The sequence below is a fragment of the Empedobacter brevis genome (assembly GCF_965118635.1).
Taxonomy (GTDB): domain Bacteria; phylum Bacteroidota; class Bacteroidia; order Flavobacteriales; family Weeksellaceae; genus Empedobacter; species Empedobacter brevis_A.
On record NZ_CBCPHV010000011.1, the window covers coordinates 40,364 to 65,937 of the forward strand.

At 31.9% G+C, this 25,574-nt stretch carries 21 protein-coding genes; 7 read left to right on the forward strand and 14 right to left on the reverse strand.

Annotation, left to right across the window (positions count from 1 at the left end):
- Positions 1-14 precede the first annotated feature (14 nt).
- The 10 genes from ACMHJW_RS12420 to mnmE all read right to left on the reverse strand — a co-directional run bounded on the left by ACMHJW_RS12420 (position 15) and on the right by mnmE (position 13,211).
- A complete protein-coding gene (locus ACMHJW_RS12420; RefSeq protein WP_413533736.1) occupies positions 15-2,858 on the reverse strand; it encodes a DEAD/DEAH box helicase family protein in 2,844 nt (947 codons plus the stop codon).
- Entirely contained in the window at positions 2,858-3,874 is a 1,017-nt protein-coding gene (rhuM, locus tag ACMHJW_RS12425; RefSeq protein WP_413533760.1) for a RhuM family protein, read from the reverse strand. The genes ACMHJW_RS12420 and rhuM overlap by 1 nt, the downstream gene beginning before the upstream one ends.
- A 24-nt stretch (positions 3,875-3,898) precedes the next feature.
- Entirely contained in the window at positions 3,899-5,971 is a 2,073-nt protein-coding gene (locus ACMHJW_RS12430) for a DNA methyltransferase (RefSeq protein WP_413533737.1), read from the reverse strand.
- A 76-nt stretch (positions 5,972-6,047) separates the two neighbouring features.
- Positions 6,048-8,288 carry a DUF3987 domain-containing protein gene (locus tag ACMHJW_RS12435; RefSeq protein ID WP_413533738.1) on the reverse strand — a complete coding sequence of 747 codons (2,241 nt, stop codon included), beginning with the start codon at positions 8,286-8,288 and terminating at the stop codon, positions 6,048-6,050.
- Positions 8,281-8,589, reverse strand: a complete 309-nt coding sequence (locus ACMHJW_RS12440) for a helix-turn-helix domain-containing protein (protein WP_413533739.1) — start codon at positions 8,587-8,589, stop codon at positions 8,281-8,283. The genes ACMHJW_RS12435 and ACMHJW_RS12440 overlap by 8 nt, the downstream gene beginning before the upstream one ends.
- A 2-nt stretch (positions 8,590-8,591) precedes the next feature.
- Positions 8,592-8,894, reverse strand: a complete 303-nt coding sequence (locus tag ACMHJW_RS12445; RefSeq protein WP_286476377.1) for a helix-turn-helix domain-containing protein — start codon at positions 8,892-8,894, stop codon at positions 8,592-8,594.
- A gap of 106 nt (positions 8,895-9,000) precedes the next feature.
- Positions 9,001-10,068: a DUF6617 family protein gene (locus ACMHJW_RS12450; protein WP_413533740.1), complete on the reverse strand. Its 1,068-nt coding sequence runs from the start codon at positions 10,066-10,068 to the stop codon at positions 9,001-9,003.
- 2 nt (positions 10,069-10,070) lie between these two features.
- Positions 10,071-11,177, reverse strand: a complete 1,107-nt coding sequence (locus ACMHJW_RS12455; protein ID WP_413533741.1) for a tyrosine-type recombinase/integrase — start codon at positions 11,175-11,177, stop codon at positions 10,071-10,073.
- 6 nt (positions 11,178-11,183) lie between these two features.
- Positions 11,184-11,594, reverse strand: a complete 411-nt coding sequence (locus ACMHJW_RS12460; protein WP_413533742.1) for a helix-turn-helix domain-containing protein — start codon at positions 11,592-11,594, stop codon at positions 11,184-11,186.
- Positions 11,595-11,813: 219 nt separating this feature from the next.
- Positions 11,814-13,211, reverse strand: coding sequence for a tRNA uridine-5-carboxymethylaminomethyl(34) synthesis GTPase MnmE (gene mnmE, locus ACMHJW_RS12465; protein WP_413533743.1), 1,398 nt, complete (start codon positions 13,209-13,211; stop codon positions 11,814-11,816).
- A 380-nt stretch (positions 13,212-13,591) separates the two neighbouring features.
- Here mnmE and ACMHJW_RS12470 point away from each other — a divergent pair, with 380 nt between their 5' ends.
- The 3 genes from ACMHJW_RS12470 (at position 13,592) to ACMHJW_RS12480 (ending at position 16,860) form a co-directional block, all read left to right on the forward strand.
- Entirely contained in the window at positions 13,592-15,349 is a 1,758-nt protein-coding gene (locus ACMHJW_RS12470) for an Ig-like domain-containing protein (RefSeq protein WP_413533744.1), read from the forward strand.
- Between the two features lie 4 nt (positions 15,350-15,353).
- Positions 15,354-15,866, forward strand: coding sequence for a hypothetical protein (locus tag ACMHJW_RS12475; RefSeq protein ID WP_413533745.1), 513 nt, complete (start codon positions 15,354-15,356; stop codon positions 15,864-15,866).
- A 145-nt stretch (positions 15,867-16,011) separates the two neighbouring features.
- Complete coding sequence (locus ACMHJW_RS12480) at positions 16,012-16,860, forward strand: alpha/beta hydrolase family protein (protein ID WP_413533746.1); 849 nt, start codon at positions 16,012-16,014, stop codon at positions 16,858-16,860.
- 232 nt (positions 16,861-17,092) lie between these two features.
- Here ACMHJW_RS12480 and ACMHJW_RS12485 read toward each other — a convergent pair whose 3' ends face one another.
- The 4 genes from ACMHJW_RS12485 to ACMHJW_RS12500 all read right to left on the reverse strand — a co-directional run bounded on the left by ACMHJW_RS12485 (position 17,093) and on the right by ACMHJW_RS12500 (position 20,339).
- A complete protein-coding gene (locus ACMHJW_RS12485) occupies positions 17,093-17,827 on the reverse strand; it encodes an SIMPL domain-containing protein (protein WP_413533747.1) in 735 nt (244 codons plus the stop codon).
- Between the two features lie 66 nt (positions 17,828-17,893).
- On the reverse strand, positions 17,894-18,526 hold the full coding sequence (locus ACMHJW_RS12490; protein WP_413533748.1) for a thiamine diphosphokinase: 633 nt from the start codon (positions 18,524-18,526) through the stop codon (positions 17,894-17,896).
- On the reverse strand, positions 18,519-19,085 hold the full coding sequence (locus ACMHJW_RS12495; RefSeq protein ID WP_413533749.1) for a cob(I)yrinic acid a,c-diamide adenosyltransferase: 567 nt from the start codon (positions 19,083-19,085) through the stop codon (positions 18,519-18,521). Before ACMHJW_RS12495 ends, ACMHJW_RS12490 begins: the two co-directional genes overlap by 8 nt.
- 36 nt (positions 19,086-19,121) lie before the next feature.
- On the reverse strand, positions 19,122-20,339 hold the full coding sequence (locus ACMHJW_RS12500; protein ID WP_413533750.1) for an MDR family MFS transporter: 1,218 nt from the start codon (positions 20,337-20,339) through the stop codon (positions 19,122-19,124).
- Positions 20,340-20,464: 125 nt separating this feature from the next.
- Here ACMHJW_RS12500 and ACMHJW_RS12505 point away from each other — a divergent pair, with 125 nt between their 5' ends.
- The 4 genes from ACMHJW_RS12505 (at position 20,465) to ACMHJW_RS12520 (ending at position 25,573) form a co-directional block, all read left to right on the forward strand.
- Entirely contained in the window at positions 20,465-21,313 is an 849-nt protein-coding gene (locus tag ACMHJW_RS12505) for a DUF6929 family protein (RefSeq protein ID WP_413533751.1), read from the forward strand.
- Between the two features lie 122 nt (positions 21,314-21,435).
- On the forward strand, positions 21,436-24,351 hold the full coding sequence (gene secD / locus ACMHJW_RS12510) for a protein translocase subunit SecD (RefSeq protein ID WP_413533752.1): 2,916 nt from the start codon (positions 21,436-21,438) through the stop codon (positions 24,349-24,351).
- 92 nt (positions 24,352-24,443) lie between these two features.
- Entirely contained in the window at positions 24,444-24,998 is a 555-nt protein-coding gene (locus ACMHJW_RS12515) for a twin-arginine translocase TatA/TatE family subunit (protein WP_413533753.1), read from the forward strand.
- The gene (locus ACMHJW_RS12520; protein ID WP_413533754.1) at positions 24,998-25,573 is read left to right on the forward strand and encodes a phosphatase PAP2 family protein; all 576 of its coding nucleotides are present in this window, start codon (positions 24,998-25,000) and stop codon (positions 25,571-25,573) included. Before ACMHJW_RS12515 ends, ACMHJW_RS12520 begins: the two co-directional genes overlap by 1 nt.
- The last annotated feature ends 1 nt before the right edge of the window (position 25,574 follow it).

Below are 25,574 nucleotides of genomic sequence, written 5' to 3' on the forward strand. Positions count from 1 at the left end.
TGCTCCTTTTATTTTTATAACTCTACTTCTAAATTTTCATAAATACTTTGCTTTACAAAATGTGCGATAGTTGCATTGTATAGCGGTAAACCAACTAAACGATAGTCTTTGTTTTCTACTTTTAGAACATCTTCTTTACCGTATTTATTGGTAATTTCAGTTAGGAATTGTTCTTTCCAAGCTTCTTTACTATTATCAAATTTACCTGTAGCATCTTTGAATTGTGAACCTTTAGGTTCGATAAATACTTGATAATACCTGTCTGCTTCTTTCTCTTTTAAAAACAATAGAAAATCTGGTTCAAAACCTTTTCCATCCTTGAAGTCGTATATTTTATATACCTGTTCATTTCTTAACAGATAGACATTTTCGTATTTTTCTTTGAAATTCTCTATCGTATTGATAATGAAATCTACAAGAGATTGTTCTTCGGACGTACCGTGAAAATGATTTAATGCATACCAATCCTTAGTTACAAGCTTATTTTCATAATCTGTATTTTTTGGATCTTCTACAACAGCTACTGGTTTTGGAGTTTCAAAGTAATATTTAAAAGGTTTTGCTTCAAAATCACTTCCAATATGTGGGTGAATTTCTTTTTTCCATTCTGCAATAAATTGCTCGAAGAAACGTACAAAAGCTTTCACTAAATATTTTGGCTCTACATCACTCAAACTTTCATACTGCTTAGGCAAGTATAATGTAATGTACAATTTTCCTAAAAAAGCATCAGACCACAAATCATCTATTGAGGTAATTTGTAACTCTTGTTGTAGTTTATCAAATCTAAATAATGAATTTTCTTTTTTAGCTACTTCATTATAAGCCTTCAAAAAGATATGTTTCTGATTGCCAACTAGAATATCTGCTATTTTTTTCTTTATTTGTTTCTTATCTTCATTTCCTTGACTATGGCGAACTTCATCTTTTTTACCATCTTCTAAAATTACCTTTTCAGCTTTATAGTCATAAGATGGAATAGTATATTCAAACTTGAAACCTTGAATAATATCTTCTAATGTAGTTTTACGACGATTAGGATTTTCTAATTTATCGTTGGCAAATATTTTTAGTTGATGATAGAAAGAGTCTTTGTCATTTTTAATATGTTCTTTAATATCAAAATGTTTAATCACTTTCTTATCATCTGAAAACAGCTTTTGATTTTTTAACTCTAACTTTAATTCATCAATATACCTTTCGTCTTTATCAGAATGAAAATAAAATTCTTCTAATACACGTAATGGGTGATCTAATTGCTTATCGAATTTTCGTTTGTTTGGTTCGTCATCGCCAAATTTAAAAGGATTATAACGTACCCCACGACCTATCAACTGAACTTCTGAAACTGTGCTTGTACCTGCTTTACGTTTTCCTGTTTTGGTATCTTTACCTGCGTCACGACCTTCGTACATACGAACGATATCGTAAAGATTCAATACATCCCAACCTTGTGTTAAACGCTTACAAGTAAAAATAGCCGTAATGGGATTGTTTTTATCTTCTAAGCTATTTAGTAATCTATCTTGATTATACGTTGTTTTTTCTTCCCCTTTACGACCTGTAGCATTTTTCTCTTTCGAATGGGTAACAATGCAATTATTTTCTTTGAATGTAGATTTTATATACGAGATAATGTGTTGATAATCTCCATTAAATTTATCATTTACAATTCGTACAATATCAACGATTCTACTTTGACCTATTTCATAGATTTTTTGAGCCTGTTCAACATTAATAGATTCTAAGTATTTAAAATCTGCGGTTGTCAAGCTATCTATAACCTCTCTGAAATATGTGTAATCTTCTTGTACATTGCCTTCAAGCTTTTCATCAGAATATTTACTTCTGAAAAGAATTACAGGTTTAAAGTTTTTAATACCGTATTCTAAGGCTAAATGGTTACGATACCAATTGAATAGCAATGCTTGTAGAATACGTTGTTTTTTATCGAAATTAGATGATACTAAATTGATTTCTTTGGTATAACCAGCTTTTAGGAATTCGGGTAAATCAAACTTAATAATGATTTTATCTTTGTACTTATCTGCTACGTTGGTATCTTTTGGAATAGTTGCAGTAAATTCTAACAATACATTATTATTGACATAAGTTTTGATACCTTCTTTCTGCAATAATTTACCAGTTACTGTATTTTCCCAACTACGCTCTACATCTTCTGCCTTTGCACCGTCTTTTAATTCCTTAAATTCTACCAAATCTAATTGCTTTTTCTTTTTGGTATCAGCATTAAAGCTATGTGCTTCATCTGCTAAAAGAATTAAATCACGTTTTTGTAAATCATCCAAAAATAGATCGTTTTCTTTCACTACATACATCGCATTATGCAATTTGTGTATGGATGTAAAAATAATCTCGATATGATCTATAGCAGGATTATCTAACGTTGTACCATCTATATAAGGAGAAAAATTATCTACTTTACGCACCTCAACCGTTTTGTCATCAATGACGATAGGATTTGTATATAAGTATTTGTGATGATTAGCGTCTGTTAAGTTATCTTCTGTTTTACCTACAATATTATTTTGGTCTACAAAGAATATAAAATTACGATAGCCTTGTTTGTAATAGTACAATATGGTAGAAGCTAGTACAAGCGTTTTACCTGTACCTGTAGCCATATTAAACATATAATGCGATGCTGTACCAGGATTTTCTACTTGTTTAATCGCTTCTGCTAATAGAAAATTTTGCATAGCATCTTCTTGCCATTTGAATAATGGAAAACGCAAATTATCTATTATATAATTAGGTATTCGCTGTTTTGATATTTCTAAATCAAAAGCTTTATCCTTTAAAGTTTCAAAAAGATATTTATCTTGAAATAAAGTCATTAATTTTTCTTTTTAGTTTGAATGGATTTTACCATTTTGTCAAAATCAGATTCAATCTTTTGTGTTTTATTAAATACGTCGTACTCTGCAAAGGCTTTGTTTTCGGCTTGTTTTTGACTGCGTGTTCCTTTACCGTCTAATATTCTGTATTCGTTAAACTCTAAAAACTTATTGACACTCTCTGCCAGTGCTTCCATCGTGAACGTAGTACGACGTTCTACCAATCCTTCTATATAATCGAAGTAAGAAGAAACCGTACGTTCTAATTGTTTGATTTCATCTTCGTTGAGATAGTTTTTAGCTACATTGGTATCTGACTTGATAATGCGACCATCAGGACTGTTTTTCCACGTTTTTAAGCCCATATTGGGTTTTGTGCTGTCTGCATTGAGATATATAATTTCTGCTGCTGTATGACCTGTGATGGCGTAATGAAATTTGTTTTGCACCATTGCAAAGAAATTTTTTGTTATCTCGGAATTCTTATCATAGTCGATACTACATTCTTGAAATATATCAGTTATTTGTTGATAAATGCGACGCTCATTGGCACGTATCGAACGAATACGTTCTAATAACTCTTTGAAATAGTCTTTTCCAAAAAGTTTTTTACCTTCTTTTAATCGATCATCATCTAATACAAAACCTTTGATGATAAATTCCTTCAAGGTATTGGTCGCCCATATACGGAATTGAGTTGCTTTGGTAGAATTAACTCGATAACCAACAGAAATAATGGCATCTAAATTATAATATTCTAAATTTCGATTGACTTCTCGATCGCCTTCTACTTGAACTGTTCGGAATTTCCGAACAGTTGCTTCTTTCGATAATTCGCCACTTTCAAATATATTTTTAAGATGCTCACTAATCGTTGATTTAGATACCCCAAATAATTCTGCGATACGTTGTTGCGTTAACCACACCGTATCATTCAACACAAAAATTTCTACCTTTACCTTGCCCGATGGGTCGGTATACAATATAAATTCAGATAATTCATCTGACGGTAACATTGGTATATTATCGCTCATAGGGTTTTAGTTTTTAATTTGATAAAAATCTTTGGTTAAACGGATGGCATCTTCTGAAAGGTTGTAGCGTGCATCTTCTACTTCTGAAAGATTGACATACAACTGATTGTTATCTAACATACGTTTGAATATCACTTTTTGACGAGCTATACTTAGATTGATAAACGCTTCTTCTTTGACTACATTTTCTTTAAAATCTTTGATACGCACATTATAATCTAAGAAATAGCGTGTATTTAATTCCTCAAAAAGTTGTAGTAATTCTTCTAAACTATCACAAGCCTCTATACGTTCTTTGGCTGTTTCGTTGTTCTTTGCTAATTCTGCGTAAACAAACGAACCACCACCTTGCCAGTTTACAGATTCTGATATACCAGATTGATCACCATTAATAACATTTTTTAGACGTTGAATGGTTAAAGAGATTTGACTATCTAGTTGCTCAATTCCGATGTATTGCAAAGTGTGTTTATGAGAAATTGCTGCTGTACTTCCACTACCTAAATGGTAATCTAAAACAATATCATTTTTTCCGATTGATGAAATTTCAAAAATTTTCTCTAAAAAAAGTTCAGGTTTCTTACCATTTTTAAAATTAACACCCCCTTCATTTGAGGAATTATTAAAATTCTTTTCAAAATCATAAAAATTCGGATATGGGTTACCAATATCTTCGCCTGATTTTAATGGTTTTCCTTGATAATAAAAACCATTTTGACCAGTTTCATCAAAAGGTTGTCGAATATATCTATAGCCTATACCATCCCCTCTTGTTCCCATATCAATAACTTTGTATAATGCACCTAAACCATCCTTATGTTTTCTATCTCTAAGATTTAATTCATAAAATTCGGATGCTGATCCTTTTTGAGTTATTAATGAACCTCTGATATTATATTCTTTTAAATTTCCAGATTCACTCTTAATAATTTTATATTGATCTTTCGAAAAAACTTCTACGTTGTAACCTTGAATATTAATAATTTCTTTAGGAGTGTCTAATAATTCAATCTCGAATATGTAATCTAAATCTTTATCTTTAGTAACTTCAATTCTACTTGGATTATATTGTTCTTTTCCATAACAAATTAGTTGTTCCATTACTTTTTGATATCTATTATCCTTACGAAGTATTCTATTTTCGTGTCTTACTTTTATGTAAAATGCAGATTCAAAATATAAGTCTTTAAAATTATCAAGCAAAATGTTTAAATAACCAAATTCATTATCATCACAACTTATAAATAATACTCCGTCATTTCTAAGTAATTTATTTGCAACAAATAACCTATTATACATAAAAGTCAACCAAGTTGAATGATTAAAATTATCATTATATTTAAAACTGTCACTTCCTGTATTATAAGGCGGATCGATATAGATTAGTTTTACTTTCCCTTTAAATTCTTTTTCTAAGGAATGTAAAGCCAATAGATTGTTGCCTTTGATGATGAGATTATCGGTAATAGTATCTTCAGGTAAACCTCGTTGTCTATTCAACTCTGCATCTCTAGTGAATGAAGTAGGAATCGTTTCTCCATTGGCATCGTAGCGTACTACTTTCTGAAATGCTTTAGGCTCTAACAAACGGTCTATTTCGTCTTTTGCAATAATGTTATTATAAAAAATCTCTTTACGCTTTGCTGATTTTTCTACATAGTCGTTAGCATCATCATCGAATTCAAAATAGACATCATTTCCTTCTTCAGTACTTTGCCCTCCTTCTAATACGCAATCTTTATACGGAAAGTCTAATACATAATCGGTGCTATCTGTCAAGAATTTACCTCCAGAAGCCAATCCTATACGATTGGCATATTGGGTATAAGAACCATCTAAAACTTTGCTGTCTAAGTAAAATATAAAGTCGTTTTGTTTGAATACATAAACATCTTTTACTTGGATAAAAAACTTTTCTCTAACCTTTTCATCAGCGATTAAAAGTTCTATTAATTGACTGTCTAGGTTGTTTACTAAATCTCTTAGTACATTAATTTGTATATCGTTTTCTTCATCTACTAAGCGATTATCTGCTTTAAGTAATTGAGTTATATGTTGGTTGAAATTGAATTCTTGCATTCTATTTTATCTATTTATTTTAGATTATACGACAAATCTTTGATTGCTCAAATATATTAATTAAAGGATGATTAACCTACACTTTTTCATACCATCCTGTTTTAGGTTTAAACAACAATGCGGGTACAGAATTTTTAAGAAAATCATCTACAGAACGTTCTGATAGACTGTGTTTTGTACCTAATTCTATTGCTTCCTTACGCTGGAATGATTGTGGTAATGCATCGTAAAAAGCTTTTTTGTTATTGCCCATTTTGTAGGTAATAGGTTCTGACTGACTTGCTAGATTATTGAACATTAAGATGCTATGATTTAGATATACATTTATCAATTCTAGTGCAGCTAAAAAATCTTCATCTGTACATACTACCACTTCTGAACAATCGCCATTTTCCACTTTGCGTAAGGCAGTAAAAATCATACAGAAACGATACAATACTAATCCTAAACGGAAAACAATACTTGAGGTATCATCACTATTAAACAATACGGTATTGGTTAATAGTTTACTGAAAACTACATTTAATTGTTGCCATTGATCGGGCGTTAATTGTACTTCGGTAGGGTATTGTTCTAGAAAATCATATACCTGTAACACTTCGTTAGATAACTTTTCGAAATGATCGTTGAAAATAATTCCACCTTTTTTTGGTGATGGGTCTTGCCATACAATTTCATTTTTGAAGGCATAGAACATAAACCTACTAAACAAACCATCTTCTGCTGATTGAATTAATTTGGGTACTTGTGCTGGAGTACCTGATAATGAAACGGCTAATTGAGGATTCGGAATTTCTAATAATTCATTATTGGTTTTACGAGCTGCTGAAATTTTTTCGTGATGAAATGCGGCTCTCATAATATGCGAGTAATTTCCCCAGTCTTGCTTGTTTGCACCACTCATTGCATCGGCTTCTGTTTCGCAAATGATACCTTTACCCTCGTTGTCTTGAAGCATTTTCATCATCATTGCTTGGCTGGTATCGGCAGGTAGAAACAATAAATTGAATTTTGGCTCAACAGGTTTTTCGGGAATAGCATCGTCTTTTTTGCGTTTGGCGAGTAGTGTTTTGTATTCTGCATTTTCTATTTCGAATGCTTTTTTAGCTTCATTCGATTTGTTCACAAAACGTTCGTGTATTTTATCGCCTAAACGTTTGGCATTTTTAAGCACACCTTTGCCACTTGCTGCTGGAGCAATAATGAATGAGAACAAATGCGGGTACACTCTTTCTTGATGGTAGATACCTGTAACATTAGGCAAACAACCACTTAAAATTGTTAGTCCAGCTGTAAGAAATACATCACGTTTGCGTTCGTTGTCCTTAAACGCTTCGCAACCCTCAATTAATAATTCGGGTAAATAATTGACGATATGTGCAGGAATTGTAGGTGTGGTTTTAAGATAATCTACCTCATCATACACTGGTTCTTTATCAGGTGGACTGTCTTTTTGCAAGTTTACAAAGTTTGCAGTCTTTGCAAATGTACCAAACTCGTGTGCTTGATTTCTGTATGCACTTTCAATAGATTTGATGAATTCTTTTTGATTTTCGTGATGAAAGTTTTGTAAAATAAATTGTTCTGCATCTAACTGATTTATGCCTTTACGGTTTAAATTACACGCTAACTGATATACATAGTTGTTGCGATTTCCTTTTTCGAATTGGATAATCTTATTTGTAAATTCTACGCAATTTTGAAATACATCATCAGTATTATTACTCGTCATTTGTAGCGATTGATTGACTACTTTTTCTTTAGCTTCCGTATTGACAGCAAATATTGTAGCTAATGGATTATAATATGCGTTTTCATCAAACGATACAAAACACAACCTTGTTACATCTTTACACTTTGGATCGGCATTAATACCTAATTGCTTTTCGTAATATTCTTGTACTTGTTTGTATGCTAAGTCGTGGTGTTGTAGTAAGCTATCTACTTGAATAAATACTTTTAAACCATTACCACTTGGACTTCTGAAACAAGCTAAGGTATACGAAATAGATGCGGTTTGTGTAGTGATTTGAATTAAATCTTCTTCATCAATTTTATCAAAATCTAAATGAATGATTTGATTGTATTCTTGAATAAAATCTTTCTTTCTGCCACCAGAATATGTTGCTGATGGCGTGAAAGCTAAAAGGTTCTTTTTTAATTCATCGGCTCTTTCGGGTTTCCCCATTCCAATAGCCATACGAATCGTGTTTACATCTTCTTTGTATGTACCTGTTTTGATATTTGAGATTAAATCCTGTAAAGTAATGGTTTGTACAGGATTATTGAAGTTTTGGAAAATTGATACGCTAGTCATTGTTAATAGATTTAAGGTTAATGGAATTGTTAGCTGGAATTTTACTACGTTGTAATAGCTCTAAGATGTCGGCTAAAGTGTAGTAGATTTTATTGCCTACTTGTGAATAGGTAATAATGTTTTCGGTACGCCAATAAGCGGCAGTACGTTTGCTAATATTCATAATCTGGAGAAACTCCTGATTATCGTAAAAGACTTGGTCGGGTTCGGTACGTTGTTTCTTTTTAACCTCGATAGATAATTGATCTAAACGATCTATAATCTGTTGAACCTCTTCTTCGGAAAATCTATAAAAGCTCATAATTATTTACGTTTGTTTTTGATTAAATAATTAGCTGCAGCCGTTTCGATGTCTTCCGTAGTTTCTTGCCTGTTACGCATTAACCATTGGTCTATTTCTGTGCGATTGAAATAGAGTTTTTTTCCTTGTGGACAAAAATGTGGGATTTGCTTTTGAGAAGTTAGTTTGTAAAGGTGCGAAGCACTTATGTCTAAATACTTACACACATCGTTAAATGTTAATACTTCTTTTTGCAATAAATTTTGCTCCTCAATTTTACCTTCTAATTGAGCAAGCTTTTCTAAGATTAAATTCTCTGAACTCATGACTTATATTTTTAAATTTCTAAGTCAAAATTCTAGAGATTGAGAGGGGTAAAAAGTAAGATGGTAACGTCTTACTAAGACATCTTACTCATCTTACTGTTTTTATTTATAATTGTTTGATAATTCTATCAATGGTATCTTGTTCTTTAGGATAATTGCTGTTGTTTTTATATAAATTATTCCTTTTTAATAGTGTACCTTTTTTAGAATAAAACAGATTGGTTTGTTCTATACTTGTAGGTGTAAGGTTATGAAAATGTGATTTTAATTTATCTACGATATAAGCGAATTGAGTGGTTTCGCAATCTAAATGAATTTGTGGCGCACCAATTTTTAAATCTTTAGATGTAAGCACACTTAACAAATCATCTGGTGAGGTTTTATCTTCATTTAAAAGATATAAGTGTCTGTTTAATGCTATTATTACTGATTTAAGACTTTCTTTATTTCCATTGAAGCCAAAAGATAGTTTGTCTGATTTTTCTAGTTTGAAATCATCTATTTGAAGTATTGCATTTTTAGCCTCTTGGAATGTTGGTGTGGTAGTATCCGTTTCGAAAGATTCGAAATGATCGTGAAGCAATTCAGAGAATATCTCGTATTGCTCTGTTTTTATTTGATTGGTATAGGCTGGATAAAGTAATTCGACTTCCTTTAGTAAACGAATGATACATTTAACCAATAGGTCAATTATATAATCTGTTAATTTATCTGTAGGATATAAACTCTTGTCTGTGCCAATTCTTAAAAGTAAATCTTTACAAGATTTTATAACATTTTGGATTAATTCCTTTTTGTTGGTTTCGTTAATGTCTTTATTGAAGCAATAGTAAATTCTGTTACTGATTCGTGTCGTTTCATTCTGTAATACGTAATAATAGAATTTACTTGTAGCAGAAAATGGTTCTAGCATCTGAATATTAATCATTGGTTTTTTGATTGTATAATCTACCTCTGTATCTGGTTGAGTTTCGTACACCTCTAATCCATCTTCATTGTACAATTCACGATAAGCCGGTAAAAGCTCTTTCAACGCTTCGTAAAATGTTGAAGGATCAGCTGGATTGACGAAGTCTGGATTTAGATTTTGTCTAAAAAACTTTTCGTTCGCATCGTCTTGTTGCCAAGGTTTCAAAACTCCATAAAGGATATTTCTATATACAATCAAATCCATAATTAAAGGTTCAGTTTTATTTTGTTAGCGGCCGCAATTTTTTTCTCATTAATAACCTTAGTGTATATTTCGGTTGTGGATAGATTTTTATGTCCTAACAACTTCGATACGGTGTAAATATCAGTACCCAGCGTTAATTGTAATGTAGCGTAAGTATGTCTTGCACAATGGAATGTAATATGCTTTTTGATACCTGCATCGGTCATCCAATCTTTTAATAAGGTTTTGTTCCAATTGCCATATTTAAACCCTGTAAACACGTTATCTTTTGGATTACCTTCTTCGCCTAAAAAGGTACGAGCATCTTCGGATATAGGTTGCATTTCTACTCCGTTGGTTTTCTGTTGTTTGAAACGTAAGAAATTACCTAACTGTTCTGAATATTGTACTTCTGACCATTTTAGCTTTTCAATATCTGACCAACGCAATCCTGTAAGACACGAAAATAAAAACATACTTTTCAATGTTTCATTCTTACAAGGTGTATGCACTAAGGTTTGAACTTCTTCTAAAGATAAAAATTCTCTTTGAACTTCATCTTGTGGAAATGGCTGTACTTGTTCGGCTGGATTGTATGTTAGCAATCCTTCTTTTAATGCTTGCTTTAATGCGGCTCTAACTTTATTGAAATAAGAGTATTTTGTATTTAAAGATATGGGTTCACCTGTTTTAGTAATGGCTACATTATCTAAATAATCTTTGAAGCCTTCTAACCAGTCTTTGTCTAATCGTTCAAATGAAACACCTTTTGGATCGTACGCTTGTAAATGTTTTTTGGTACTATCCCAATTGCCGTAATTACCTACGCTGGCTTTCTTCTTTTCTGTTAGTGCTTCAAAGAATGTTAAGAAATTTCCTTTTTGTTTCTCTTTATCTCTAAAACCATAAATTTGATTTTGTGCTTCTAAGTGTCTTTTGCTTCTGATACTTTCTGCTAACTCTAAGATTTTTTTGTTTTCATCTTTTTGAGCTTTAGTCAAACTTCCTTTTTCTGGTTCAGGTGTTAGGTACAAACCTAAATATTCGTATTCACGTTTGCCTTTGTCGTAATAGTCAAGATACAAGGTTATTTTGTTGCCTTTCTTGCGTTGTCTTAAAGATACTTTCATAATTCATCATTTAAAAAGATTATCGATTTCGGTACGTTTTATTATTGTTCTTCTCCCAATTTTAGAAGCTTTTAATTCGTTACGATTAATCATTCTTTGAATTGTCCAACGACTAGCACCTAAAAGAATAGCGGCTTCTTGTACGCTTAGGAATTCTTTATCTCTAAGATTGATAAAGTTGGTGGTTTGGATTGGGAGTTTTTGTAGGCTTTGCAAACTTTGCAAGGTTTCGAAATTTGCAGAACTTACATTTTGAATTTGCTCACTTAGTGTGGCTCTTATTTTTTCTTCTTTCTTGATTTGTTTATAGTGTCTAGAATTGCACTTGTGGCTACAATAGCGAGTAGTGGTGGTTTGGGCAACAAAAGCTTGCCCACAAAATTGACAGAATTTTGGTATTTTGATATTCGTACTCATAATGTTGCTAATTGTAGCACAAAGTAGCTTGATGTAGCTAGTTGGTGCATCATTTCTCCATACAATAATTTTGATGTGCTTTGGGCAACAAACTTGATGCTTGGGCAACAACTGTACATCAAATTTAATCAAAATAAAGCAATTAGGCAACAAAAAAGAGCAACTATGTTGCTCTTAAATATAACATTTATAGGTAGTTAACAAATAAAAGAAAGGTAATTACTTCCCGATACAAAATTTTCCAAATATGGTTCCTAAGATATCTTGATCCACATCGATTTCTCCAGTAATATGCCCTAAATAAGTTAAAGCTTCGCGGATATCCATTGCCAATAAATCACCAGGAAGTCCCATGTCCATTCCTTGTTTGATTTTTCCAATTTGAGAAAGTGTGTTTTGTAAAGCCTCTAAATGGCGAGAATTGGTAACAATTGTATCATCTTGGTTAGTTCCTTTTAGTTTAATTTGATGAATCAAATTCTCTTTCAAGGCATCTAGATTAAACTGATCTTTTGCAGAGATTTCCAAATGAACAACATCCTTAAATTCTTCTTTGATTGCAGCTGATATAACTGATTCGTTATTCGTTATATCAATCTTATTGGCAACATTAAACAAGATTTTTCCCCTGCGTTGCAAATCATCCAATTGATTAGCGATTTGATTATCAGAAGTGATATTGGCATCATACAAATAAATAATAATCGAAGCATTATCTATTTTTTCAAATGTTTTTTCAATTCCGATACGCTCTATAGAATCCCCAGCTTCACGTATTCCAGCTGTATCGATAAATCGAAAACCTATACCATTTATATAGATAGTTTCTTCAATCGTATCACGTGTTGTGCCCTCGATATCAGAAACAATAGCACGCTCTTCATTTAATAAAGAATTTAATAAAGTAGATTTTCCTGCATTCGGAGCTCCTACAATCGCTACAGGAACACCATTTTTGATTACATTACCAAAGGCAAAAGAATCAGCTAAACGTTTTAAGATAGATTGTAATTTGTTCAACAATTCATAAAATTGGGTGCGATCAGCAAATTCTACATCTTCTTCAGAAAAATCCAATTCCAATTCCATTAAAGCTGCAAAGTTAATCATCTGATCACGCAAATCTTTGATAAGATTCGAGAAACCACCACGCATTTGCTTGATCGCAATTTCATGAGAAGCTTTAGAATCCGATGCAATCAAATCGGCTACAGCTTCTGCTTGGGTTAAATCCATTTTACCATTCCAGAAAGCACGGAAAGTATATTCTCCTGGATTAGCATTACGAATACCTATTTTGTTCAACAATTCCAATACTTTTTGTTGGATATAAATAGATCCATGCGTAGAGATCTCAACAACATCTTCACCTGTATACGAATGTGGATTTTTAAATACAGAGAACAAAGCTTCATCTACAATGGTATCTCCATCCATCACATAACCCAAATGAATGGTATGCGATGCGGCATCATTCAAAGATTTAGCAGAATTAAATTTTGATTGATAAATCTGAGCAACTTTAGAAATTGCTTCTGGTCCAGAAATACGAATAACCGCTATAGCGCCCATTCCATTGGCAGTAGCCAATGCGCAAATTGTATCATTGTTTAGCATATTGCAAATTTACAACTTTATTAGAAGTCAAGAAATTATTCTTTTGACAGTTAAGATAAAGTTAAAAGTAATTTATATGCATTATAAAATACGTTGTAATGAAATGATAATGAATACTTAATATTTATCTATTTTTGTTTATTGAATTTTGTCATGCTCGAGTATTCTTTTTAAGTAAACATTAAACTTAATTTTGCAAATTCTTTTGGCCTAACTAATATAAGTTGATGTATAGAATTGAATGGTTAGAAGCATAAGAATTGAAGATTACACATAACTTTTATTTTATAAAAATAAAAATTGAACAAGTAGGGATTAGTTCTATTTTTTTGTTATAAAAACCTAAATACGAATGAAAAATATATAAATAGAATATGAAGTTGAATTGGTTATTAAATACAGCGGTTGGTTTATCATTTATACAAATGTCAAATGCGCAGGTGAAAATACCTGCTTCTAATGGAAATCCTACAAATAGAAAAGGTATTCCTTGTGGGATTTGTGTTCCCCAAGGTTGGTCATTAATTACAGGAACGCCAGATATTTCGACAAGTAAAATTGTTGCAGGAAATGATACATCTGGTGGTGGGGAACAATGGACGAATCAACCTTTAGCACTTCCTCCAAATGGTCATACCAATTGGATTACCATACGTGATGTGGGGAGTAAAAGTGGAGAAGAAGCAATACAAACCAACATGACGAATTTGGTTGTTGGAAGAGACTATGAAGTTGTAATCTATTCTATGACGGCAATAGCAAATAATGGATCAACAAAATATAGCCCTACTTATATAGACAAATTTGATTTTCAAGTAGGGACTTATCCTCGCGTCAATGTGACTCAAATCAATAAAGATATTGATGGTGCATGGGGAACAAATCGATTAGTATTTACAGCACAATCGTCTTCTATGCCATTAAAGTTTTATCCTGGTTATAATGCAAGCACAGATTCTTTTGAGTCCGTAAATATTTCTGTTACACTTAATGCGATTAATACATTACCTGTTGGTCAAAACTTCATGGAAGAAGGGGTGAAAAATCAACTAAAAACGCTAGATGTAGGGAGTAAAGCAATAGAATACGATAGTGGACAATCAATACAGTTGAATACAATTGACTTAGATCTAGATACGCCAGGTATTCAAAATGTTTATGTTGATGCTACTGGAAAATGGGAAGCAAATTCATCGGGATTTGTCACTTTTACACCTGCAAATGGTTTCGAAGGACAAGCATCCATAAAATATACGATTCAAGATAATTATTCATTAAATGGTGTTCCATCTCCAGGAACGTCACTTCCAAAATCATTGAGAATCAATATACCTCCTTGTACGATAACGATTCAAGGTTCAGATTTCGCTGTAGAAGGTGGAGAGGAAAAAACGTTTACAATGCCAGCTACAGATTATGGTTTCCAGTTTGACATTTATGAATTAGATAATTCATTTCAATTAAACATAAATGGAGTGGATTTAGCAAATGAAGAAATCGATTTTCAAGCAAATTCTGGTGGATCAAAATTAAACGCTGAATTTTTAGACGGTTTAAGACACGGTATGGCAGGAACTGAAAGAATATTTGTATTAAAAGGTGATAAGGATTCACCAATTGTTCGAGTTAAAATTGATCCCAAAGGAAATGTTACCCTACTAGCACGTAAAACGAACGCGGACAAAACATTATATGAAATGAGATTATTTGGTAAAACAGCTAGTAATCCTAATGTAGACGCAGCTTTTAACGTAATTAATTGGCATACAGATCAACCAAATACTGTAATCGCTTCTCAGAAAGTTGTTGGTGCAACAAGTATGAAAGGATATGGAAGTGGATTGAAAATTGTCGAATGTCCTTGTTACAGAATACCAAAACTTGGAACACCAACTGGTACAACAAATGTTGGAATTACAACGAACACGACTATCAACTCCAATTGGCCAACAAATATTCCAAATGCAGCATTAGTATTAGATTCTAAATCAAAAGGAATGGTGATTTCACGTATCAATAATGTTTTAGAAGACATCAAAGCTCCTATTGAAGGAATGATTGCATACGACGAAACAGATAAATGTGTGAAATTATATAATGGTGACAATTGGAAATGTTTAAATAATGCATGCGATTAATAAAATGAAAAAAATAATAGTTACTTCGTTATTCTCTACCTTACTTTATACAAATGCAAATGCACAACTGATAATTGCAAATGAAAATAATTATCCATCTGCATTAATTACGGAATCGACTTTAGTACAATTTGAAGAAAATCAAACAAAAGGTATCATCCTTCCTGAAATTGAGGCTCTTCCAGAAAACCCTACAAATGGAACTTTTATATTTGATAAAAATGAAGTTAAGGTAAAAATGTACGAAAACGGCCAATGGATAAGCATGACCGATAGAGGAAGTAATCAAACAATACAAAACGATAATGACAAAGGAGAAGGTGTAATCATCGGTGCGGAATCTTCTACAGCTGAAGGAGTTTTAATTCTAGAATCTCCAGACAAAGCACTTGTATTACCTCGAGTAAAAAACATCACAACAGATGTTGTAAATCCTTATCCAGGAATGATTTGTTATGATATAGCTTCCAAAACTGTCGCTATTTTTGATGGTGTACAATGGAATTACTGGAATTAATTTTATAAAATAAAGTAATTGAATAAAAAAGGAGTAATAATATTATTACTCCTTTTTTATTGATAGTAGAGCAGATGCATAATTAAAGTAATAACTGCTTAAACTTTTCATCAAAAATAAGTAGCTTTAGGGTAAATAAAATAAGATGAATCCAACGATAAATAAAGAAACAAATAGTATTATTAGTAACCCTTTTACGCGACCTTTCTTAGCAGATTGTTTTTATCCTGATTCCGAAAATAAGCTTCCACTTATAATTTTTGCACACGGATATAAAGGATACAAAGATTGGGGAACATTCAATTTAATGGCAGAAGAATTTGCAAAACAAGGATTTGTTTTCGTGAAATTTAACTTTTCTCATAATGGAACAACCTTAGACAATCCAACAAATTTTGATGATTTATTAGCTTTCGGAAATAATAATTATACAAAGGAAATGTCTGACTATAATGCTGTTCTAGATTTCTTTTACAAACATCCAAAAGTAGATTCGACTAAAATTGCAATTATGGGACATAGCAGAGGAGGAGGAAATACAATTCTACAAGCTTACCGAGATGAACGTGTTAAAGCGTTGATTACGTTAGCTGGAGTTGATAGTTTTGCGAATCGTTTTCCTAAAAAAGAAAGATTAGAAGAGTTCAAGAAAAATGGAGTTTTTTATGTTGAGAATGTTCGTACAAAACAACAAATGCCTCATTATTATCAATTTTATGAAGATTTTATTCAACATGAAAATGAATTAAATATTCAGTTTGCAGCTCAACATCTAAAGAAACCATATCTTATCATTCAAGGAACAAACGACGAAGCTGTAAAACCGAATACAGCAAATTTATTACACGAATGGTGTAAAAATTCTGAGTTGTTTTTGATAAATGGAGCAAACCATACTTTTGGTGGAAAAGAGCCTTGGATAGACGAACAATTGCCAGAAGATTTGAATATTCTAATTGAAAAATCAGTTAGTTTTTTAAAAGAAAATTTATAAACGAATAATTTAACAAATTTAAGAATTTGTGGCATGCTTTTAGCAACTCCTTTTTAAATTTGATTTATAATGTCATCAAAAAAAAACTATGCTACAAAAAGAGGTATTGGTATTTTTAATTTAAAATTAGTCGATATACTGATAGTTCTTACTTTATTAATATTGCTAATTGTAGTATTCATTTAAAAAATAAAAAAAAGCTTCTTAATTCTAATTAAGAAGCTTTTATATTTTAATTAGACTTATAACTTGCTCGCACTGTAATTTGCGCCGTCTTTTGTCGTGAAGTAGTATTAAATGAACCTCCAGCAGAATATTCTTCATTATCATTCTTACCTGTGATTTGAAAAATACCCAAATCGGCTTGTTTTAATTTTCCTAAACTCGAGCCAGATTTTGTCGCAATGTTTTCTGCTCTTTGTTTGGCATTTTCTGAAGCTTGTGCAATCAATTCCAGTTTCAAATCTTCTAATTTCGAATAATAATAATTCGGATTTGAAGAACTTAATTCAATTCCTTGGCTAATTAACGTTGAGATTTCACGAGAAGCTTTTTCTATTTTATCCAATTCTTTCGATTCTATTGTCGCATCCTGTGAAAGATTATAACCAGCAAATTGACTGATTGAATTTCCGTTCGCATCTGTTCCGTATTGAAAATCTTTAGAAATATTTACCGCTTCAAAAACAATTTCTTTTGGATTAATCCCTTGTGAAATTAAAAAGTTCTTAACAACAGTTTGATCTGCTTTCAATTGATCTGAAGCAACGCGTAAATCATAATCTTTTCTACTAAACGTTGCGCGCCATTTCACTAAATCGGCATTAAAATCTTTCAGCGCATTTCCTGTAACATTAATCGATTCCGTGCTTTTAAATTTATATTTATAAGCCGTTCCTAAAATACAGGTAGCAACAATTAACCCAACAGATAAAACAGAGGCGACTATTACTGAAAATTTATTCATAATGATTGGTTTTTAGTAAAGGTAGAAAAAATCAAAATCATTATGATTCACTAATTATAGTGAAGTTTAGGCAATTAAAATAGGGAATTCTTGATCGATGATAAAAATGATTAAACTTCCTTCAGAATAATCGATTGTTACAATATCTTCATTGGCTTTATTACGTGTTCCTACGCGAGAAAGTAAATTTAGATTCTCATTATTTAATGGATATTCTAATCCTTTTGTAATAATATTTTTACATTCGGGAAAGGGAAGAAGCGAAATTGTTCGTCCGAAATAACCTTCTAATTTCGTTTCCTTTTCAGCAAAGAAATATTGACTGTAATTATCATAGAACAAAATATTGATCTGATTTTTGAAACGATATGCCGCATTCAGATTGCCTATAAAATGATCTTGCTGACGACCACTTGCTCCAAATACATCAACATTTTCAAAACCTTTATCCAAAATAAGTTGTAGAGCTTTTGCAAAGTCGGTATCATTTTGATCAGGAGTTGAAATAACTTCTGTTTCTGAAGGAAACTGATTAAGTTCAAAAGAATCAAAATCACCCGAGATTACATCGGGTGTTATATTTAAATCTTTCAAATAATGAAATGCTCCATCTGTACAAAAAATCATTTCATAATTCGTTGTATCAGGTAAAATGTTTGGAACTTCACCATTTAGAAATAAAAGCGCTTTTTTACTCACCTGGAATCCATTTTATTTCTTCGTGATTGTTATCTGCAGCAATTTTACGTGCTAAAACAAATAAATAATCAGAAAGACGATTTAAGTATTTTTGTAATTCTGGACGAATTTCTTCCTCTTCTGCTAAACCAACTGTTAAGCGTTCGGCGCGGCGACAAATACAACGCGCAATGTGTGCATGAGAAGCAGCTTGGTTTCCTCCTGGTAAAATAAAATGTGTCAATTGTTCCAATTGTCCTTCCAAATCATCAATCCAATCTTCCAATTGAACAATGTCTTCTTCAGAAATCATTTTAGGAATACGCGGTTTACCATTTGCTAAATATAATTTATCTACTGGTGTAGCCAATTCAGCCCCAAGATTAAACAAATCTTTTTGTATAATGATAATTTCTTCCTCTAATGCAGGATTTATTTTATAAGAACGAATTAATCCTAAATAAGAATTTAATTCATCAACCGTTCCGTAAGAATCTATTTTTAAACTATTTTTAGAAACACGAGTTCCTCCATATAAACCTGTTGCTCCTTTGTCTCCTGTTTTTGTATATACTTTCATGTGATTTCAACTAATATTTTCGAAGGTAAGAAAATATTAAACATTTTTAGGTAAAAGAGGTTTAGTAAAAAAATGATATCCGATAGCCACAATAATTAAAATGATAGTCGTAATAATCCAAAGTGTATCAAATCCATAATCTTTTGCAACATGTGTTCCTAAATAAGGAGAAACAATAAATGCAATAGCTACCGACATTCCGTTAAGTCCCATATAAGCGCCTCTGTTATTCTTTTGAGAACGAAAAGCGGTTACAGTTGACATCAATGGTAAGACAAGCATTTCTCCAATAGACATTAATCCTATGGCTAAGTACAACATTCCTAATGTATGACTGAATGTGAAGATGAAATAACTAATAGCTGTAATGAATGAACCAAATACTAAAAGTTGAGTAACACTGAATCTTTTTTCAGTATAATGAATCAATAGCATCTCGAATACAACAATCAAAAATCCACTAAATCCCATTAAAAATCCAATTTCTTTTTGAGATAAATGAACGACATCTTTATAGAATAAGGGTAAAGTATTTAAAATCTGAAAGAAGGCAATAGAAAATAACACACAGAATAAGTTGAACAATAAGAATGGTGTATCTGTGTAGGCATTACGTTCTTTCTCTTCAACGACTTTTTCAGAAACATTTTCTGTTGCAGCATTTCGTTCTTTTCGACCTTTGAAGAAAGCAACGAAAACAATTCCAGCAATCAAAGCTGCTCCAGCATTGCAATAGAATAATAAATCGTAAGAATAGTTAGATAAAAATCCTCCCATTGAAGGCCCAATTGAGAAACCTAAATTAACCGCCATTCTATTTAAAGAAAAAGCACGCGTGATATTTTCTTTTTTTGCATAACGTGTAATGGCAACAGAGTTGGCTGGACGAAATAATTCACTTATTGTACTTAAAATAAGCATAATTACAGCAAAAGATTCTACTGTTTTGAAATAAGGTAAAATAAAAAACAAGGGAGCACTTAAAAACAAACTAAGCGCTTGCACTTTAAAATTCCCAATTTTATCGGTAATCCATCCTCCAAACCAAGAACCAATTACAGAACCTACACCAAAACAGCTTAGTACAATTCCTGCATTTTCTAAAGAAAATCCAAGTTTGGAAATCATATAAATTCCTAAAAATGGTAAAACCATAGAACCCATTCGGTTTAACAACATTACGATTGCTAACATCCAAGATTCTTTCGAAAGTCCACTGTAGGCATCAATATAAATTTTTAGAATTTTTTTCATCTCCAAATTTTCTTTTTTTTATGCTGCAAAGTTAACTTCTTTTTTTACAAAAAATCAGTTATTTATCAAGCTTTCTGATAATCTTTGATTACTTTTGAAACCACTTAAAAACAAATCTAATATCTATGTTGTTTTACAATTTCATTCTGAAGGTCTTAATTGTTATAAATGGTCTTGGAGCAGCATCAGGATTAGTGGTTGATAAACACCATGTTTACACAATTTCTGATGATAAAGCACATTTGTACGTTTACAACAAAAAGAAAAAAGAAGTAGAGAAAGTTGATTTAAATCCAGAAGTAAAATCAAAACACATCAATAAAAAAGATAAACCAGATTTTGAAGCAATTACAAAATTTGACAATCATTTGTATATTCTTGGATCAGGTTCCAAAGAAAATCGTTTCGATTTGATTTCTTATAACATCAAAACCAAGAAAGTTAAAAATGATAATTATAGTTTTCTTTTAGATGAATTTCTAAACGTTTCTAATCTATCAAAAAAAGACTTCAATATCGAAGGAATTATAACTGATGGCCATTGTACTTATTTTTTTAACAGAGGAAATGGACCTGCTGGTGTAAATGGAATTTATAGAGTAGGAGGTAAAATAAACGATTTGAGAGGCAAAACAATAGAGTTTATTCCAATCACTTTACCAAAATTAAACAACGAAACAACAACATTCTCCGATGCTATTTTGGTAGACGGAAAAGTGTTATTTACAGCAACAGTTGAGTCGAAAAGTACAACTCAGTTTAATGGAGAAATAAAAGGTTCCATTATTGGTGAGTTAGATTTAGGAACAATGGAGGTTGTGCGTTGGCAAAAAATTTCTGATGACAAGAAAATTGAAGGTTTAGCGTTGTATAAAGAATCTCGCAAAAATTACGTTTTATATTTGTGCGAAGATAATGATGATGACTCTGATAAAGCATCAATTTATATCTATAAATACCAAAAAGAAATCTAAACGATTAGAATAATGAACAGCGAAATACGGACATCGAAGTTCGATTTATTCTTAAAAAATTGTGAAAGTATTTTCAAGACTATTATATTTGTCCGTCAAAATTTATTTATCAATTAAACATTATGCGAGGAAGATGGCTCATTGCAGCATTTGCAATTATTTTAAGTCTCTTGTGTATCAGACAACTAAGTTATACTTGGTACACAAATAAAGTGGAGCATGAGGCGGCGCGTTTGGCGAGTAAGCCAGAAGACGAACCAAGAATTTTAGATAGCTTGGCTCAGCATCCTCTTGATTTAGGAATTATTAAGTACGATTATGCGTATGCCAAAAACAATGAAATCAATTTAGGATTAGATTTGAAAGGTGGTATCAACGTAATCTTACAAGTTTCTGAAAGAGATTTATTAGAGAATTTATCAGCGAAAAGTCAAAACCCAATGTTGGCAACAGCTTTGGATGCTACTGATAAAGCTCAAAAAACAAACGGTAACGTACCTTATGTAGAATTATTTTTTCAAGAATTTGATAAAATAAAGGGAGGAACAAAATATGCAGCTGCAGATTTGTTTGGGAACAAAAACAACGCAGACAAAATTGCATACAACGCTTCAGACGATCAGGTAAAAGAAGTAATCCGTAAAGATATCGAAGCTAAAGTTGCAACAGCATATGATGTAATTAAATCTCGTATCGACCAATTTGGTGTTGTTGAACCTGTTGTTCAACGTTTAGGTGATAAAGGTGATGGACGTATCTTGGTAGAATTACCAGGTGTTTCTGACACAGATCGTGTAAAAAAATTATTACAATCGACAGCAAAATTAGAGTTCTGGCAAGTTGTTCGTCAAGATCCTACAGTTTTACAATATTTTTCTACGCTTAATACAGAAAAGTATAACGTAAAAAACGAAAAAGGAGAAACGATCAAATCTTTAGCAGAAGTAATGCAACCAGCAGGTTCTAATGCTAGTTTTGTTGTTAATGTAAAAGATACAGCTGTTGTAAACCGTGTGATGCAAGACAAAGGTTTTGTACCAGGATTACCAGCAAATATTAGAGGATATAAATATTCTTGGGCGAATAAGCCAATGAATTTAGGAAAACAGACAAATGATAAATCTGCACCTAAATTATTAGAATTTTATGTTTTAAAAGGTAAAAATGGAACGCAAGATCCATTAATCGAAGGTGACAAAGTAGTTTCTGCTGCTGGTGAACGTAACCCTGGTTCGCTTACAAATGAGCCTGTTGTTACAATGCAAATGAACCAAGTTGGTGCACAAGAATGGTCTCGTATTACAGACGAGTTAAAACCTGCAGGTCCTGGACAACCAGGTCAAGGTGTAGCAATTGTGTTAGATAACATGGTTTATTCTGCTCCAAATATTAGTAACCAAATTACAGGAGGTAATTCTGTTATTTCTGGAAACTTTACAATTGACGAAGCAAAAGATTTAGCAAATATTTTACAAGCAGGTTCTTTACCAGCTTCATCTAAAATTGTTTCGGCTGAGGTTGTAGGTCCATCATTAGGACAAGAGGCAATCAACAGTTCGTTAATCGCTTTTGGTTGTGCATTCGCATTGGTATTAATCTGGATGGTATTTTACTACAGCCGTGCAGGTATCTATGCTAACGTTGCATTAATCATTAACTTATTATTCTTATTAGGATTCTTAGTATCTCTTAAAGCTACATTGTCTTTACCAGGTATTGCCGGGATTATCTTGACATTAGTAACAGGAATGGATGCTAATATCTTGATTTATGAACGTGTAAAAGAAGAATTAAGAAAAGGAAAATCATTACGTCAAGCAGTAGATTTCGCGTATTCTTGGAAAGGTGCTTTCTCTGCAATTATTGATGCCAACTCAACATCATTTATCACAGCATTAATTTTATTCTTCTTTGGTAAAGGTCCTGTTGTTGGTTTCGCTACAACGTTTATGATTGGTATTTTTACATCAACATTTACAGCGATTTTTATCACACGTTACTTTGTAGAAGGTCGTTTAGCAAAAGGAAAATCAGTTCCTTTCTATACTTCATTTACAGCGCATTGGTTACAAAATATCAAAGTTGACTTATTAAAAACAAGAAAAATCTCTTATGCGATTTCAATTGTTTTAACAGTAATTGCTTTAGTATCGATCTTTACGAAAGGATTTGATATGGGTATCGAATTCCAAGGAGGACGTACATATACAGTTCGTTTTGATAAACATGTAGATCCGCAACAAATTTCTGAAAGTTTGGGTGATGTATTTGTTTTAGATGGCGAAAAAATGATGCCACAGGTTAAGACTTACGGTGGACAAAATCAAGTAAAAATTACAACAGCATACAAATCTGACGAAGACGGAACAAATGTAGATGATGAAATTAAAGACAAATTATATACTGGTCTTAAATCTTATTTACCAGTTAATATGTCTAAAAAAGATTTCTCTGAAGATAATGCAAAAATTGGTTTAATGTCTTCTGCAAAAGTAGGACCAACAATTGCCGATGATACAACAAGAGCTTCGTTCATTGCCGTAACATTAGCATTAGTTGCAATTTTCTTCTACTTAATTGTGATGTTCAAACGTTGGCAATTCTCATTATCAACGATCATCGCATTAGCGCACGACGTTATTATTGTATTAGGAGTTTTCTCTTTATTTAAAGGGATTTTACCTTTCAATATGGAGATTGACCAAGCATTTATAGCAGCGATTCTTACTGTAATTGGTTATTCGATGAATGACTCGATTATTATCTTGGATCGTATTCGTGAGAACTTAACAGTTGAGAAAAACCACAACTTGTACGATATCATTAATATTTCTACATCAGAAACATTATCACGTACAATTAATACGTCATTATCAACGTTCTTAATCGTTTTAATCATCTTTGCATTTGGTGGAGAATCAATTAAAGGATTCATGTTTGCGAAATTAATTGGTATCGTAATTGGTACATTCTCATCTATTTTCGTTGCATCTCCTTTATTGTACGACTTTACTAAAAAAGGTCAAATGAATAAATAAGATTCAAATTTTAAATAAATTTTAAGAAAGTCATCAAAGAAATTTGATGGCTTTTTTTCTTTTACTCCATTTAGATTTTATACATTTGTTTTGTGAATAGTTTAGTAATATACCCAGCGTTTTTAGACTTCCAAGAAGTCGTGATTATTATGGTGGTTGCTGTAGTAATTTTTGGACCAGATAAAATTCCAGAAATTGCTCGTGGTTTGGGAACTGCTGTGCGCAAATTAAAAGAAGCTTCTGAAGATATCAAGCAAGAAATCATGAATCCTGTGCAGGATGTCGATCCAACAAAAGATATTCAGAATACGATAAAAGAGTTGAATCCAATGAACGAAGTAAAGGATGCCTTTCAGAAAATAAATCCAATGGATGATTTTCAGAAATCATTTGACGAAGTTCGTAATCCTGTAGATGAAATACATGAAGCAATCCATCAAGATAATACAGCAGTAAATGCTGCATTAAAAGATGATGCTCCAACGATGAAAGCAGAAGATTCTGTACAAGATTTGGAAATAGATGTGCAACAAACAACAGAACCAGTTGTAGAAAAAGAGGTTGAACAAATAGAAGAAGAACTTCCAGTTGTTGAACCAAAATCTGTAGACGAAGCTTTAGGTTTAGGAGGATCAGTAAGTAGATAATGATACAAGATTATTTTAATTGGGATGCACAACTTTTTTTGTATTTCAATAATTTAGGTAATGAAAAATGGGATTGGTTTTGGTTATTAGTTACGAATAAAAAAACTTGGATTCCTCTTTATGCCATCTTTCTTATTTTGCTGTACATAAAATTAGGCTGGAAGAAAACCTTATTGGCTGGAATTTGTGTGGCATTAATGATAACATGTGCAGATCAATTTACAAATATTCTGAAAAATCATTTCCATCGTTTTCGTCCATGTTATACAGAATCAATTCAAGGGTTATTTCGTCCGATAGATTGCGAAGGTAGAGGTAGATATGGTTTTACTTCGGCACATGCTTCCAATCATATGGCGATTGCAATTTTTATGGGAATCATTTTAAGACGTTATTATAAATGGTTACTTTCTGTCTTAATCATTTGGGCATTGATGGTTGCATACAGTAGAGTATATGTTGGTGTGCATTTTACAGGAGATGTATTTTTCGGAACATTAATCGGAGTATTTTTCTCTATTGTTTTTGTAAAATTGTATTATTTCTTAGAAAAGAAATATTTGAAGAAGATTTAAA

Excerpts from the sequence above, each read along its gene's own strand:
- ACMHJW_RS12420 (WP_413533736.1), bottom strand. The coding sequence starts at position 2,858 with ATGACTTTATTTCAAGATAAATATCTTTTTGAAACTTTAAAGGATAAA.
- rhuM (WP_413533760.1), bottom strand. The coding sequence starts at position 3,874 with ATGTTACCGTCAGATGAATTATCTGAATTTATATTGTATACCGACCCA.
- ACMHJW_RS12430 (WP_413533737.1), bottom strand. The coding sequence starts at position 5,971 with ATGCAAGAATTCAATTTCAACCAACATATAACTCAATTACTTAAAGCA.
- ACMHJW_RS12435 (WP_413533738.1), bottom strand. The coding sequence starts at position 8,288 with ATGACTAGCGTATCAATTTTCCAAAACTTCAATAATCCTGTACAAACC.
- ACMHJW_RS12440 (WP_413533739.1), bottom strand. The coding sequence starts at position 8,589 with ATGAGCTTTTATAGATTTTCCGAAGAAGAGGTTCAACAGATTATAGAT.
- ACMHJW_RS12445 (WP_286476377.1), bottom strand. The coding sequence starts at position 8,894 with ATGAGTTCAGAGAATTTAATCTTAGAAAAGCTTGCTCAATTAGAAGGT.
- ACMHJW_RS12450 (WP_413533740.1), bottom strand. The coding sequence starts at position 10,068 with ATGGATTTGATTGTATATAGAAATATCCTTTATGGAGTTTTGAAACCT.
- ACMHJW_RS12455 (WP_413533741.1), bottom strand. The coding sequence starts at position 11,177 with ATGAAAGTATCTTTAAGACAACGCAAGAAAGGCAACAAAATAACCTTG.
- ACMHJW_RS12460 (WP_413533742.1), bottom strand. The coding sequence starts at position 11,594 with ATGAGTACGAATATCAAAATACCAAAATTCTGTCAATTTTGTGGGCAA.
- mnmE (WP_413533743.1), bottom strand. The coding sequence starts at position 13,211 with ATGCTAAACAATGATACAATTTGCGCATTGGCTACTGCCAATGGAATG.
- ACMHJW_RS12475 (WP_413533745.1), top strand. The coding sequence starts at position 15,354 with ATGAAAAAAATAATAGTTACTTCGTTATTCTCTACCTTACTTTATACA.
- ACMHJW_RS12480 (WP_413533746.1), top strand. The coding sequence starts at position 16,012 with ATGAATCCAACGATAAATAAAGAAACAAATAGTATTATTAGTAACCCT.
- ACMHJW_RS12485 (WP_413533747.1), bottom strand. The coding sequence starts at position 17,827 with ATGAATAAATTTTCAGTAATAGTCGCCTCTGTTTTATCTGTTGGGTTA.
- ACMHJW_RS12495 (WP_413533749.1), bottom strand. The coding sequence starts at position 19,085 with ATGAAAGTATATACAAAAACAGGAGACAAAGGAGCAACAGGTTTATAT.
- ACMHJW_RS12500 (WP_413533750.1), bottom strand. The coding sequence starts at position 20,339 with ATGAAAAAAATTCTAAAAATTTATATTGATGCCTACAGTGGACTTTCG.
- ACMHJW_RS12505 (WP_413533751.1), top strand. The coding sequence starts at position 20,465 with ATGTTGTTTTACAATTTCATTCTGAAGGTCTTAATTGTTATAAATGGT.
- secD (WP_413533752.1), top strand. The coding sequence starts at position 21,436 with ATGCGAGGAAGATGGCTCATTGCAGCATTTGCAATTATTTTAAGTCTC.
- ACMHJW_RS12520 (WP_413533754.1), top strand. The coding sequence starts at position 24,998 with ATGATACAAGATTATTTTAATTGGGATGCACAACTTTTTTTGTATTTC.